The organism is Georgenia sp. H159, assembly GCF_035607575.1.
Classification (GTDB): domain Bacteria; phylum Actinomycetota; class Actinomycetes; order Actinomycetales; family Actinomycetaceae; genus Oceanitalea.
The window spans coordinates 36,683-50,000 of sequence record NZ_JAYDZY010000012.1; the positions used below are offsets into that span (position 1 = coordinate 36,683).

The following is a 13,318-nucleotide window of genomic DNA, read 5'->3' on the forward strand; positions in this document are numbered from 1 at the left end:
ACTAGAACAAGTTCCACCACTACCCGGGGTGCTCGACCACCCGGGTGCCGGCGTCCCGGACCTGTGCGCGGCCCCCGGTGAGGCCCGCGACGGCGGAGGCGAGTGCGCCGTCGTCGTTCGTCGCCAGGGTGAGGGTGACGTCCTCGGCGTAGCTCACGTCGTCGACGGCGAAACCCAGCGCACGGAGCTCGGACTCCACCCGTCCGGCGTCCGCGTGCGGCAGCACCACGGCGTGCAGCCGGCTCTCCCGCTGGACGACGACCGGTGCGCTGTCCAGGGCGGAGCGGACGGCGTCGGAGTACGCGCGGACGAGGCCCCCCGTGCCCAGCTTGACGCCACCGAAGTACCGCACGACGACGACCGCGACGTCCACCAGCCCGCTCCCGCGCAGCACCTCGAGCATCGGCATGCCGGCCGTCCCGGCGGGCTCCCCGTCGTCGGAGGAGCGTTCGACGAGGTTCGCGCCCGGGACGCGGACGACGAAGGCGGAGCAGTGGTGGCGGGCGTCGGGGTAGGCGTGCCGGGCCTCGCCGACGAGCTCGCGCGCCGCGTCCTCGGAGTCGGCCCGCCGCAGCCACGTGACGAACCGCGAGCGGCGGACCTCCAGCTCGGTGCGGGTGGTCGCGCCGGGCGCGAGGGTGCGGACGTCCATCGTGGGACCATTGTGGTCCAGGGGTCGGCCCGTCCGTCCCAGGGGAGCGGGGAATCTCACACCGCTGGTCGGGCCGCCGCCATTGGTCAAGTGACGCCCGGCATGGCACGCTGTACGACGGCAATCGTCTCGACCACGAAAGGAGCGGCAGGGCAGATGGCAGTTCCGAAGCGCAAGATGTCCCGTAGCAACACCCGCTCTCGCCGGTCCCAGTGGAAGGCTGAGCCCACCGTGCTCCAGACTGTCCGCGTTGAGGGCCGCGAGATCCAGGTGCCCCGGCGCCTGGCCAAGGCCTACCAGAAGGGCCTGGAGTTCGCTGACTGAGTGACTCTGCAGACGGCCGTCACCCCGCTGGGGTGGCGGCCGTCGTGCGTTCCCGGCGGGCGAGCCAGGCGAGCGCGTCACGCGGTAGGTCGCTGCTGCTCAGCGTGGCGATGTGGCCACGTCCCGGGTAGGTGACGAGCGTGCTGTCCGCGAGGGCGGCGGCCGTCGCGCGCACCGCCTCGAGGGAGAAGAACTCGTCCTCCTCCCCGCAGAGGAGCAGGACGGGCGCGGTGATGCGGTCGAGCAGCTCGCGGGCGTCGAAGGCGAGCTCGGCCTCCGCCTCGACGAGGAGGTCCCCGGGCGGCGTCGTCGAGCCCGTGAACAGCCTCGCCGCCACCGGGCCGAGGACCCGGCGCAACCGGGCGTGCCGGTCGTCCGGCAGGACGTACTCGAGGAAGACCGCACCCGCCTCGCCGTGCCGCCCCTCGGCGCGGAGGCGCGCCCACCGCGCGTCCAGCTCCTTGCCCCACTCCCGCAGCGTGGCCGCGGCGCCCGCGACCACGACGGCGCGGGCGAGGTCCGGGTGCTGGGCGGCGAGGTGCAGCGCGATCATCCCGCCGTAGGACTGGCCGAGGACGACGTCGACGGTGCCGCCGAGCTCCTCGCGGACGAAGCGGGCGTGGTCGTCGGCCATGTCCGCCACGGAGTGCCCGGGCGGCATGTGCCGGGCGCGCGTCACGGTCCACACCGTGTACCCGGCGTCGAGGTAGGGCCTCACCTCACGTTCGGTGAGGCGGCCGCGGACACCGGACGGCAGGTCGCTGCCCGGCCCTCCGGGGATGCTCAGCAGGGTCCGCGGTCCGCTGCCGAGGGCGAGGTACTCCATGCCGCCCGCGGCGACGCCCGTGCGGCGGGGTGGTGCGGGCCGGTCGGGGCGGCTGGCAGCGACGACGCCTCCGGCGACGGCGGCGAGCACCGCCAGCGTCACGAGCTCCCTGCGACCGGCCATGGCCGCCTCCTTGCCTCGGTGGAGGCAAGTATGGCGCCCCGCCGGGGGGCGCCGCCAGGAGACATGGAGCGGGTGACCAGAATCGAACTGGCACCATCTGCTTGGAAGGCAGAGGCTCTACCATTGAGCTACACCCGCACCCGCCGGCTGACCGGCGTGCAGGACGAGTGTAACGTGCCTCGGCCGGTCGCCTACAATCGGCGTCGGCCACCAGTGGCCGACGGGATGTAGCGCAGCTTGGTAGCGCGTCCGCTTTGGGAGCGGAAGGTCGCAGGTTCGAATCCTGTCATCCCGACGCCGTCCGGCCCGGCGGCTGCGGAGGCGGATCTCACCGCCGGCGCCCGGGACCCGGCGTCGCGTGGCGCGGGGTGCGTGGACTACGATGGATCGCGCCTGTGCGCACGGCCCCCTGCCTAGCCGCTCGGTTCGCGCACGCACAGACCCGCACCTTCCCCCACGCGGGGGCGTCCATGGAACCGAAGAGTGGAGAGCATGCAGTGAAGAGCGCCGTCGAGACCCTTGAGCCCACCCGGGCCAAGCTCACCGTCGAGGTGTCGTACGAGGAGCTCAAGCCGAGCATCGACCACGCCTACTCCCACATCGGCGAACAGGTCAATGTCCCCGGGTTCCGCAAGGGCAAGGTCCCCGCGCGCATCATCGACCAGCGCGTCGGGCGGGCCACGGTCATCGAGCACGCCGTCAACGACGCGCTGCCGGGCCTGTACCGCGACGCCGTGGCCGAGACCGGCATCAAGCCGCTCGGCCAGCCCGAGGTCGACGTCACCGAGGTCCCGAACCTCACCGGCGACGTCGGCGGCCAGCTGACGTTCACCGCCGAGGTCGACGTCCGCCCCGAGATCTCCCTGCCCGACCTGTCCACCTACGAGCTCACCGTCGACTCCGTCGACGTGAGCGACGAGGACGTCGAGCAGCGCCTCGAGTCGCTGCGCGAGCGCTTCGGCACGCTGGTCGGCGCGGACCGCCCGGCGGCCGACGGCGACTTCGTGTCCATCGACCTCCGCGCGACGGTCGGCGAGGAGGAGGTCGACTCGGTCACCGGCACCTCCTACCAGGTGGGCTCCGGCACCATGCTCGAGGGCCTGGACGAGGCCCTCACCGGCCTGGGCGCCGGCGAGACCACCACCTTCACCTCCACCCTCGTCGGTGGTGAGCGCGCCGGTGAGGAGGCCGAGGTCACCGTCACCGTCAGCAGCGTCAAGGTGCGCGAGCTCCCGGAGGCCGACGACGAGTTCGCCGAGCTCGCCTCGGAGTTCGACACGATCGAGGAGCTGCGCACCGACCTGCGCGAGCAGGTCGCCAAGGACAAGAACGCCAACCGGGCCGTGGCCGCCCGCGACCTCCTCCTGGAGCGGCTGCGCACCGAGGTGGAGTTCCCGCTCCCGAAGAACGCGGTCGACGCCGAGATCAAGGCGCACCTCGAGGCCGAGGGCAAGGCCGAGGACGACCCGCACGGCGAGGAGGTCCGCGAGGACACCGAGAAGGCCATGCGTGACCAGTTCATCCTCGACGAGCTCGCCGAGACGCTCGAGGTCCAGGTCGCGCAGAACGAGCTCCTCGAGTTCCTCCTGTCCACCTCCCGCCAGTACGGCATGGACCCCAACGAGTTCATCCAGTCCGCGGGCCAGGCCGGCCAGATCCCGGTGTTCGCCGGTGAGCTGGCGCGGAACAAGGCCCTCGCGGTCGCCCTGCGCCGGGTGACGGTGGTCGACGGCGCCGGCGAGTCCGTCGACCTCAGCGAGTTCATCGGCTCCGACGAGGACGACGCCGCCGCGGTGGCCGCCGAGGCAGCCGCCCTGGCGGACGCCGCGGGTCCCGCCGAGGGAAGCGCCGACTCGGGCGAGAGCGCCGACTCCGGCGAGAGCGCCGACAGTGCGGACTCCGGGGAGAGCGCAGACTCGGGCGACAGCGGTGACTCGGCCGACAGCGCCGAGTCCGCGCCCAGCGCCGACTGACTGCCATCCGCCACGGGGGCGGTGCCGAGCCGGCACCGCCCCCGCGGCGTACCCGCCCCCGTGCGGTGCGCCAACAGCGAAAACTCGTCGGTCGCGGCAGGATCGGGCCTCCGGCGGGGTTAGTGTCCTAGGAACATCGCCGGCCGTCAGCGACCGTCCGGCGGTGCCCCGGACGACGAACCATTTGGGAGCGTGCACGTGAGCCAGCAGCCTCGAGGCGCCAGCGACAGCAACAGCCTCGGCCTCAACGACTCGATCTATCAGCGACTGCTCAGGGAGCGCATCATCTGGCTCGGTACGGAGGTGCGTGACGACAACGCCAACGCCATCTGTGCCCAGATGCTCCTCCTGGCAGCCGAGGACCCGGACCGGGACATCTTCCTGTACATCAACTCCCCCGGCGGCTCGGTGACGGCCGGCATGGCGATCTACGACACCATGCAGTACGTCCAGCCCGACGTCGCCACCGTCGGCATGGGCATGGCCGCCTCGATGGGGCAGTTCCTGCTGTCCTCCGGCGCCAAGGGCAAGCGGTACGCCACGCCGCACGCCCGCGTCATGATGCACCAGCCCTCCGGCGGCATCGGCGGCACCGCCACCGACATCCGGATCAACGCCGAGCTCATCCTCCACATGAAGCGCGTGCTCGCCGAGATCACCGCCGAGCAGACCGGCAAGACCGTCGAGCAGATCAACCGGGACGCCGACCGTGACCGCTGGTTCACCGCGCCCGAGGCCCTCGAGTACGGCTTCATCGACCACGTCGTCGAGTCCGCTGCCTCGGTCTCCGGCGGCGGCGGCACGACCGGCAAGTAGCGGACCACGACGACCATTCAGGAGCATCTGTGAGCATCGAATCCCAGTTCATGGCCCGCGCCGGCCGCCTCGACGGCTCGGCCCTCGCCGGCGGCGCCGCCCCCGCGTCGCCGTCCTCGCGGTACGTGCTGCCCCAGTACGAGGAGCGCACGGCGTACGGCTACAAGCGTCAGGACCCCTACACCAAGCTCTTCGAGGACCGGATCATCTTCCTCGGCGTGCAGATCGACGACGCGTCGGCGGACGACGTCATGGCCCAGCTCCTCGTCCTGGAGAGCGGGGACCCCGACGGTCTCATCACGCTGTACATCAACTCGCCCGGTGGCTCCTTCACCGCGCTCACCGCGATCTACGACACGATGCAGTTCATCAAGCCGCAGATCCAGACCGTGTGCCTGGGCCAGGCGGCCTCGGCGGCGGCCGTGCTCCTCGCTGCCGGGTCCCCGGGCAAGCGGCTCGCGCTGCCGAACTCGCGCGTGATGATCCACCAGCCGGCGCTCCAGGGCGGCGGCTACGGGCAGGCCTCGGACATCGAGATCCAGGCCCGTGAGGTGCTGCGCATGCGGGAGTGGCTCGAGGAGACCATCGCGCACCACTCGAACAAGGACGTCGCGGAGGTCCGGGAGGACATCGAGCGCGACAAGATCCTCACCGCCGCCGAGGCGCTGGACTACGGCCTCGTCGACCAGGTGCTCGAGTCCCGCAAGGCCGCGGCCGCGGTCATCGGGTCCTGACCTCACCGCCGGCCGGGCAGTGCGCCCGGCCGGCGGGGACACCCGCCGCGACACACCGGTGTCGCGGCGAGCAAGACACGCGGCACCGACATGGTGTCCAATGGGGGGAGTGGGTCCCCCCTGTGTGGAAGAGGAGTGAGCATGGCGCGTAGTGCTGAGGGTGCTGACCTCCTCAAGTGCTCCTTCTGCGGCAAGAGCCAGAAGCAGGTGAAGAAGCTCATCGCCGGGCCCGGCGTCTACATCTGCGACGAGTGCATCGACCTGTGCAACGAGATCATCGACGAGGAGTTCGCCGAGGCGAGCGAGCTCGGTCTGGTCGACCTGCCCAAGCCGAAGGCGATCTTCGACTTCCTCGAGCAGTACGTCGTCGGTCAGGAGCCCGCCAAGCGCTCCCTCGCCGTCGCCGTCTACAACCACTACAAGCGGGTCCAGGCCGCCGAGAAGCCGCCGAGCTCCGAGGACGTCGTCGAGCTCGCGAAGTCCAACATCCTGCTCATCGGGCCCACCGGCACGGGCAAGACCTACCTCGCCCAGACGTTGGCGAAGATGCTCAACGTCCCCTTCGCGATCGCCGACGCGACGGCGCTCACCGAGGCCGGGTACGTCGGTGAGGACGTCGAGAACATCCTGCTCAAGCTCATCCAGGCCGCCGACTTCGACGTCAAGAAGGCCGAGAAGGGCATCATCTACATCGACGAGATCGACAAGATCGCCCGCAAGAGCGAGAACCCGTCGATCACCCGGGACGTGTCCGGGGAGGGCGTGCAGCAGGCGCTGCTCAAGATCATCGAGGGGACCCAGGCGTCGGTGCCGCCCCAGGGCGGGCGCAAGCACCCGCACCAGGAGTTCCTCCAGATCGACACGTCCAACGTGCTGTTCATCGTGGCCGGCGCCTTCGCCGGGCTCGAGGACATCATCACCTCGCGGATCGGCCGCAGCGGCATCGGTTTCGGCGCGACGCTCCGGTCCACCGAGGAGGACCTCGACCCCTTCGCCGAGGTGCGCCCCGCCGACCTCCACAAGTTCGGGCTCATCCCCGAGTTCGTCGGCCGGCTCCCGATCGTCACGACCGTCTCCCCGCTCGACCGGGAGGCACTCATCCGCATCCTCACCGAGCCGCGCAACGCGCTCGTGCGCCAGTACCAGCGGATGTTCGAGATCGACGGCGTGGAGCTCGAGTTCTCCGACGACGCCCTCGAGGCCATCGCCGATCTCGCCCTCCTCCGGGGGACCGGCGCGCGCGGGCTGCGCGCCATCATGGAGGAGATCCTGCGCGAGACGATGTTCGACGTCCCCAGCCGCGACGACGTCGCCAAGGTCGTCATCACCGGCGAGGTCGTCCAGCAGAACGTCAACCCCACGCTGGTGCCGCGCGAGAAGAAGCGCCGTCCGCCCCGTGAGAAGAGCGCCTGAGACGGTCCCTGCGAGGTGCGTCCGGGCACGTCCTGGCCCACAGTAGAGAGCACTGCACGCGAGAACGAGTGAGGTGCTGTCACATGCAGATCGATTGGCTCACGAGCCAGGTTCCCAGCGGCGACGAGGTCGTCAGCGTCACCTTCGACGCCACCCGTGAGACCGAGAACGGCTACCAGGCGGTCGTCACCCGCTGGCGAGATCTCCGCCGCACCCTCGAGGGCCGCGGCATCGGCGCACGCACCCTCGACCACGTCGAGGAGCAGGTGCGCATCCCCACCCACGTCGCCGGGAAGCACGGGCGCACGATCGTCGCCGGCCCCGACGGGGTGGTCGTCGATCGCGTGCTCGCCGACCCGCCGTCGGACGACACCGGCGTCGTCGGTGTCGACATCGTCTCCCTGGCGAAGGTCGCCGACGGGACGGTGTCCTACCTCCTGGCGGAGATCGACCGCACGGGGGCCGATCTGACCCTGCAGCGCCACTCCGCGTTCGAGTACGAGACCGGTGACGAGCTCGGGAGCGTCGAGGGCGGCCACGACGTCATCAACAAGGTGCGTCGGGCGGGGATGGCCTCCCGCCGTCTCCAGGCCCGCGCGGAGGACTCCTGGGAGCGCAACGCCGAGGCGGTGGCCGTCGAGCTCGACCGCATCGTCACCGAGCGGCGTCCCGAGCTGCTGCTCCTCACCGGGGACGTGCGGGCCGTGGCGCTCGTGCGGGAACGGCTCGGGGGCGAGGCCGCCGAGATCGTCAGCGTGCTCGACGGCGGCTCGCGCTCGGCGGGTGTCAACGAGCACGCCTTCGACCGCAAGCTCCACGAGGCGCTGGACGTGTTCCGCGCCCACCGCCGCGAGGAGGTGCTCGACCGTTTCCGGCAGGAGGAGGGACGTGAGGGCACGGCGACGCAGAGCGTCGACGACGTCGTATCCGCCCTCGCCCGCGGGCAGGTCGCCGAGCTCATCCTGCGTGAGGACACCACCGGCCGGAACTCCCAGCTGCGCCTGCGCAGCCTGTGGGCGGGGGAGAGCCCGCTCGAGATCGCCACGACACCGGCACTGCTGGCCGACCTGGGGGTGGAGAGTCCTCGGGAGGTCCGCGCCGACCTCGCCATCAGCCGGGCGGCCGTGGAGCAGGGGGCGGGTGTGACCATCGTCGACGAGGCGAGCGCCGAGCTCGCCGACGGCGTGGGTGCCATCCTGCGCTGGCGGGACGCCTCGACACCGCACGAGCACGCCTACAAGGACAGCGGCGACACCGCGCGCGCCTAGGCACACCGACGACGGCGCCACCCGCGGGGGTGGCGCCGTCGTCGCGTCTGGTGAGATGGCGCAGGCGGGGGCGCGCGTGCAGCCTAGGATCGGCTCCATGAGCGAGACCATCCCCGCCGAGCTGGCGCAGGCACGCGGCACGATCGACAACATCGACGCCGCGCTCATCCACCTCCTCGCGGAGCGGTTCAAGTGCACGCAGCGGGTGGGCCACATCAAGGCGGACCTCGGTCTGCCGGCGGCGGACCATGAGCGCGAGGCCCAGCAGATCGAGCGGCTCCGGGCGCTGGCCGAGGACGCGGGCCTGGACCCGGTGTTCGCCGAGAAGTTCCTCGCGTTCATCGTCGAGGAGGTCATCCGCCACCACGTCGCCGCGGCCGAGTCCCGCCTCGCGGAGTAACCCCCCGTCACCGGCGGAGCAACCTCCCCCCCGTCGCCGAGAGCGGAGTTGTTTCCGAAACAACTCCGCTCTCGGCGGGGTAGGGGAACTCCCTCTCGGCGACCGTGGGGACGGGGCGGGGGGTGGGGTCAGGTGCCGTAGATCGCGTCGACCTCGGTGGCGAAGTCGGTGAGGACCTTGGCGCGCTTGACCTTCTGGCTCGGCGTGAGGTAGCCGTTCTCCATCGTGAAGTCGACGGTGAGGACCGTGATCTTGCGGATCGACTCCGCGCGGGAGACGGCCTCGTTGGCGCGGGTGACGGCGCGGTCGAGCGCCGCGAGCACGCGCTCGTCGCGCGCCGCCTGGTCGACGTTCATCGCCGGCAGGTCGTGGTTGGCGAGCCAGCCGGGCAGCATCTCGGCGTCGAGCGTGACGAGCGCACCGATGAAGGGCCGCCCGTCGCCGACGACGACCACCTGGGAGACGAGCGGGTGGCCGCGCAGCCGGTCCTCGAGCACCGCCGGGGCGACGTTCTTGCCGCCGGCCGTCACGATGATCTCCTTCTTGCGGCCGGTGATGCGCAGGTAGCCGTCGGCGTCGAGCCGGCCGAGGTCGCCGGTGATGAACCAGCCGTCCTCGGTGAACGCCTCCGCGGTGGCCTCCGGGTTGTCGTGGTAGCCGCGGAAGACGTGGTCGCCCCTGACGAGCACCTGACCGTCCTCGGCGATCGCGACGGAGGCGCCGGGGTAGGGCGGGCCGACGGTCCCGATCTTCACGAGGCCGGGCCGGTTGACCGTGGTCGGCGCGCCGACCTCGGTGAGCCCGTAGCCCTCGAGGACGCCGACGCCGACACCCCGGAAGAAGTGCCCGAGGCGCTCACCGAGCGGGCCCCCGCCGGAGATGGCCCAGTCGAGGTTCCCGCCCATGGCCGCCTTGATCTTCTGGTACACCAGCCGGTCCGCGAGGGCGCGCTGGGCCCTGATCGCGGCGGAGGGCCCGGCGGTGGTCTCCAGCGCGCGGGAGTAGGTGATGGCGACCTTCGCGCCCCAGCGGAAGATGCGCTGCTTGGCGCCCGCCCCGGCCTTGGCGTCGGCGGAGTTGTACACCTTCTCGAAGACCCGCGGGACGGCGAGGAGGAAGGTCGGGCGGAACGCGTCGAGGTCCGCCACGAGGTTCTTCGCGTCCGGGACGTGTCCCATGGTGGCGCCGGAGTAGACGCACAGCACCTCCACGAAGCGGGCGAAGACGTGCGCGAGCGGCATGAACAGCAGCGTGCGCTTGTCCCCGCCGCGCACGACGTCGGAGAAGTTGGGGTCGTCGCTGCCGTTGACGACGAGCGTGACGAAGTTGCCGTGGGTCAGCTCCACGCCCTTGGGGCGCCCGGTGGTGCCCGAGGTGTAGATGATCGTCGCGAGGCTGTCCATGGACGTCGCCTCGGACCGCTCGGTGACCCGCTCGGCGGGCACGTCGGTGCCGTGGCCGATGACGGTGTCGATGGCGTCCTCGTCGAGCGTGAGCACCTGCTCGAGGCGGTCCAGCCGTTCGACGAGCGGCTGGAGGAGGGCGGCCATCGCGCGGGTCTCGGCGAAGACGAGCCGCGCCCCGGAGTTGGTGACGATCCACTCGGCCTGGTCGGCGGAGGAGGTCTCGTAGATCGGGACGGGCACGGCTCCGGCCGACCACGCGGCGAAGTCGAGCAGGCTCCACTCGTAGCTCGTGTGGGCCATGATCGCGACGCGGTCACCCGGCTCGACCCCGAGCCCGATGAGGCCCTTGGCGACGGCGGCGACCTCCTCGGCGAACGTCCGGACGCTCACCGGGACGAACCGGGTGCCGAGCGAGGACTTCCGCTCGAAGATGACGCCCGCGGGGTCGCGGGCGAGCCGGTCGGCCAGCACCCACGGGAGGGACATGTGTGGCTCGAGCCGGCCCAGACCCGGGGTGCTCGCCTCAGGTCGTGCGTTCATCGTGTCTCCTTGCAGGTGCCTGCGGTGGTGCCACCGCAGGCGCCGGTGGTCGGGTGTGCCGGTGGGCGGGCCGGCCGGCTCAGCGCTTGGCCGGGGGCTCGTCGAGCTCGTGCGCCCCGACGACGGCGTCCTCCAGGTCGGTCCTGCCGGCGATCTCGAGGTCGCCGCGCACCCGACCGGCGGCGCGGAGGTCGGCCAGCGCCGCGCCGATGCGCTCCACGTCGCCGCTCGGCAGCTCGAGGCGCACCCGGGCGAAGGTCGTCCGCTGGGAGACCTTCGCCTCGGACTTGACCTTGCGCAGCGCCGCGAGGGCACGTCCCGTGGTGCCGAGGAGCGCGGGGTCGGCGTCGGGCACGGCCTGGCGCAGGGGCGCGGAGGAGGGCCACGGCGCGGCGTGCACCGAGCCGCTGCGCCACCAGCTCCACACCTCCTCGGTCGCGAAGGGCAGGAAGGGGGCGAGCAGCCGCAGGACGACGTCGGTCGTCAGGGCCAGCGTGGTGCGCGCGGAGGTGACCTCGGTGGGGGTGTACCCGGCCTCGGTCGTGCCGTAGGCGCGGTCCTTGACGAGCTCGAGGTAGTCGTCGCAGAAGGCCCAGAAGAACGTCTCGGTCAGCTCCAGCGCGCGGGTGTGGTCGTAGCGCTCCAGCGCCGTCGTCGCGCTCTCCACGACGTCGGCCAGCCCGGCGACCAGGGAACGGTCCAGCGGCTCGGTCACGGCGGTGACGTCGAGGCTCACCGGGGCGTCCCCGCCCATCGTCAGGGCGAACTTGGAGGCGTTGAGCACCTTGATCGCCAGCCGTCGGCCGATCTTCATCTGGCCGACGTCGAAGGCCGCGTCGGTGCCCAGGCGCGCCGAGGCGGCCCAGTAGCGCACGGCGTCGGACCCGTGCTGCTCGAGCAGGTCCACCGGCGTGACGACGTTGCCCTTGGACTTGGACATCTTCTTGCGGTCCGGGTCCAGGATCCATCCCGAGACGGCGGCGTCGCGCCACGGCAGGGAGTCGAACTCCAGGTGGGCGCGCACGACCGTGGAGAACAGCCAGGTGCGGATGATGTCCTGCCCCTGGGGGCGCAGGTCCATCGGGAACACGCGCGCGAAGAGGTCCTCGTCGCGCAGCCAGCCGCCGGCGATCTGCGGGGTGAGCGAGGACGTCGCCCAGGTGTCCATGATGTCGACCTCGCCGACGAAGCCGCCGGGCACCCCGCGCTGCTCCGCGGTGTAGCCCGGGGGCACGTCGATGCTCGGGTCGACCGGCAGGCTCTCCTCCGACGGCGCCAGCACCCGCTCGTAGTCGGGCTCGCCGTCGCCGTCCACGGCGTACCACACGGGGATCGGCACGCCGAAGAAGCGCTGACGGGAGATGAGCCAGTCCCCGGTCAGGCCCTCGACCCAGTTGGTGTACCGCACCCGCATGAAGTCCGGGTGGAAGCCGAGCTCGCGGCCGCGCTCGAGGAGCGCCTCACGCAGGTCGCGCCCCCGGGGGTCGGTGGCCGGGCGGCCGCCGTTGCGGATGTACCACTGCCGCGACGTGACGATCTCCAGGGGCTTGTCACCCTTCTCGAAGAAGTTCGTCTTGCGCTGGGTGGCCACCGGCTCACCGTCGAGGTCCCCGCTGGCGCGGAGCGCGTCGACGATCTCCTTGCGGGCCGTGAAGGTCGTGCGGCCGGCGAGGGACTCGGTCCACAGTGCGACGGCGCCGTCCCGGGTGATCCACTCGGGCGCCTCGGCGAGCAGCCGGCCGTCGCGGCGGATGACGGGCCGGGTGGGCAGGTCGAGCTCGCGCCACCACTGGACGTCGGTGAGGTCGCCGAAGGTGCAGCACATCGCGATGCCGGCGCCCTTGTCCATCTCCGCGGCGGGGTGGGCGAGCACCGGGATCTCGACGTCGAAGAGCGGGGAGCGGACCGTGGTGCCGAACAGCGGCTGGTAACGCTCGTCGTCGGGGTGGGCGATGAGGGCGACGACGGCGGGCAGCAGCTCGGGGCGCGTCGTCTCGATGTGGACCTTGCCGTCCGTCACCTGCTCCAGGCCGGTACCGGCCTCCGGGTCGGTGAGGTGGAAGGCGACCCGGTGGTAGTGGCCCGGGTAGTCGCGGGCCTCGAGCTCCGCCTGGGCGACGGCCGTCTGGAAGGTGACGTCCCAGAGGCCCGGCGCCTGGGCCTGGTAGGCCTCCCCGCGGGCGAGGTTGCGCAGGAACGCGGCCTGCGCGACGAGCTGGGACTCGCGGCCGATGGTCTGGTAGTGGTGGGACCAGTCGACGCTCAGCCCGAGACGTCGCCACAGCGCCTCGAACTGCTTCTCGTCCTCCTGGGTGAGGCGCTCGCACAGCTCGACGAAGTTGCGGCGGGAGATCGGCTGCTGGTCGGCGGCCTTGACGCTCTTGCCGTCGCCGCCGTCGTGCGGTGGCACGTAGTCGGGCACGTAGGGCAGCGACGGGTCGACGCGCACCCCGTAGTAGTTCTGCACCCGGCGCTCGGTGGGCAGGCCGTTGTCGTCCCACCCCATCGGGTAGAAGACCCGCTTGCCGGTCATCCGCTTGTACCGGGCGACGACGTCGGTGTGCGTGTAGGAGAACACGTGACCGACGTGGAGGGAGCCGGAGACCGTCGGGGGCGGGGTGTCGATCGAGTAGACCTGCTCGCGGGTCGCGGTGCGGTCGAAGCCGTAGGTGCCCTGCTCGCTCCACGTGGCGTCCCACCTGTCCTCGAGACCGTCGAGGCTCACCTTGTCCGGGACGGACGGGGCGGGCAGCGGGGCGGCGGGGGTGGGGTTGTGCGCGTCGGTCATGGGACCCGATTGTTCCACGGTCCCGCTCCGGCGCGGTCATCGGGGGCGAGCCGCC

At 71.7% G+C, this 13,318-nt stretch carries 11 protein-coding genes and 2 tRNA genes; 8 read left to right on the forward strand and 5 right to left on the reverse strand.

Annotated features, from left to right (window positions below):
- Positions 1-19: 19 nt before the first annotated feature.
- Entirely contained in the window at positions 20-652 is a 633-nt protein-coding gene (locus VR894_RS15365) for a YigZ family protein (RefSeq protein WP_324652925.1), read from the reverse strand.
- Between the two features lie 156 nt (positions 653-808).
- On the opposite strand from VR894_RS15365, the gene rpmF reads away from it, so the two are divergent.
- On the forward strand, positions 809-976 hold the full coding sequence (rpmF, locus tag VR894_RS15370) for a 50S ribosomal protein L32 (protein WP_324652926.1): 168 nt from the start codon (positions 809-811) through the stop codon (positions 974-976).
- 19 nt (positions 977-995) lie between these two features.
- Here the strand turns inward: rpmF and VR894_RS15375 are convergent, their stop codons facing one another.
- Together VR894_RS15375 and VR894_RS15380 are read right to left on the reverse strand one after the other, a co-directional pair.
- Positions 996-1,925, reverse strand: a complete 930-nt coding sequence (locus tag VR894_RS15375) for an alpha/beta hydrolase (protein ID WP_324652928.1) — start codon at positions 1,923-1,925, stop codon at positions 996-998.
- A 64-nt stretch (positions 1,926-1,989) separates the two neighbouring features.
- Positions 1,990-2,063, reverse strand: a tRNA-Gly gene (locus tag VR894_RS15380).
- 83 nt (positions 2,064-2,146) lie between these two features.
- Here VR894_RS15380 and VR894_RS15385 point away from each other — a divergent pair.
- The 7 genes from VR894_RS15385 (at position 2,147) to VR894_RS15415 (ending at position 8,529) form a co-directional block, all read left to right on the forward strand.
- A tRNA-Pro gene (locus VR894_RS15385) sits at positions 2,147-2,220 on the forward strand.
- A 202-nt stretch (positions 2,221-2,422) separates the two neighbouring features.
- A complete protein-coding gene (gene tig / locus VR894_RS15390; protein WP_324652930.1) occupies positions 2,423-3,898 on the forward strand; it encodes a trigger factor in 1,476 nt (491 codons plus the stop codon).
- A gap of 198 nt (positions 3,899-4,096) precedes the next feature.
- Positions 4,097-4,714, forward strand: a complete 618-nt coding sequence (locus tag VR894_RS15395) for an ATP-dependent Clp protease proteolytic subunit (protein WP_324652931.1) — start codon at positions 4,097-4,099, stop codon at positions 4,712-4,714.
- Positions 4,715-4,743: 29 nt separating this feature from the next.
- Complete coding sequence (locus VR894_RS15400) at positions 4,744-5,448, forward strand: ATP-dependent Clp protease proteolytic subunit (protein ID WP_324652933.1); 705 nt, start codon at positions 4,744-4,746, stop codon at positions 5,446-5,448.
- A gap of 141 nt (positions 5,449-5,589) precedes the next feature.
- Entirely contained in the window at positions 5,590-6,861 is a 1,272-nt protein-coding gene (gene clpX / locus VR894_RS15405) for an ATP-dependent Clp protease ATP-binding subunit ClpX (protein WP_324652934.1), read from the forward strand.
- An 83-nt stretch (positions 6,862-6,944) separates the two neighbouring features.
- Positions 6,945-8,129 carry a Vms1/Ankzf1 family peptidyl-tRNA hydrolase gene (locus VR894_RS15410; RefSeq protein WP_324652935.1) on the forward strand — a complete coding sequence of 395 codons (1,185 nt, stop codon included), beginning with the start codon at positions 6,945-6,947 and terminating at the stop codon, positions 8,127-8,129.
- A 97-nt stretch (positions 8,130-8,226) separates the two neighbouring features.
- Complete coding sequence (locus VR894_RS15415; protein WP_324652937.1) at positions 8,227-8,529, forward strand: chorismate mutase; 303 nt, start codon at positions 8,227-8,229, stop codon at positions 8,527-8,529.
- A gap of 128 nt (positions 8,530-8,657) precedes the next feature.
- On the opposite strand, the gene VR894_RS15420 is transcribed toward VR894_RS15415, so the two are convergent.
- Both VR894_RS15420 and valS read right to left on the reverse strand, forming a co-directional pair.
- The gene (locus tag VR894_RS15420) at positions 8,658-10,475 is read right to left on the reverse strand and encodes an AMP-dependent synthetase/ligase (protein WP_324652939.1); all 1,818 of its coding nucleotides are present in this window, start codon (positions 10,473-10,475) and stop codon (positions 8,658-8,660) included.
- A 79-nt stretch (positions 10,476-10,554) separates the two neighbouring features.
- The gene (gene valS / locus VR894_RS15425; protein ID WP_324652940.1) at positions 10,555-13,263 is read right to left on the reverse strand and encodes a valine--tRNA ligase; all 2,709 of its coding nucleotides are present in this window, start codon (positions 13,261-13,263) and stop codon (positions 10,555-10,557) included.
- Positions 13,264-13,318: the final 55 nt, after the last annotated feature.

Excerpts from the sequence above, each read along its gene's own strand:
- clpX (WP_324652934.1), top strand. The coding sequence starts at position 5,590 with ATGGCGCGTAGTGCTGAGGGTGCTGACCTCCTCAAGTGCTCCTTCTGC.
- rpmF (WP_324652926.1), top strand. The coding sequence starts at position 809 with ATGGCAGTTCCGAAGCGCAAGATGTCCCGTAGCAACACCCGCTCTCGC.
- VR894_RS15365 (WP_324652925.1), bottom strand. The coding sequence starts at position 652 with ATGGACGTCCGCACCCTCGCGCCCGGCGCGACCACCCGCACCGAGCTG.
- VR894_RS15420 (WP_324652939.1), bottom strand. The coding sequence starts at position 10,475 with ATGAACGCACGACCTGAGGCGAGCACCCCGGGTCTGGGCCGGCTCGAG.
- valS (WP_324652940.1), bottom strand. The coding sequence starts at position 13,263 with ATGACCGACGCGCACAACCCCACCCCCGCCGCCCCGCTGCCCGCCCCG.
- VR894_RS15375 (WP_324652928.1), bottom strand. The coding sequence starts at position 1,925 with ATGGCCGGTCGCAGGGAGCTCGTGACGCTGGCGGTGCTCGCCGCCGTC.
- VR894_RS15415 (WP_324652937.1), top strand. The coding sequence starts at position 8,227 with ATGAGCGAGACCATCCCCGCCGAGCTGGCGCAGGCACGCGGCACGATC.
- VR894_RS15410 (WP_324652935.1), top strand. The coding sequence starts at position 6,945 with ATGCAGATCGATTGGCTCACGAGCCAGGTTCCCAGCGGCGACGAGGTC.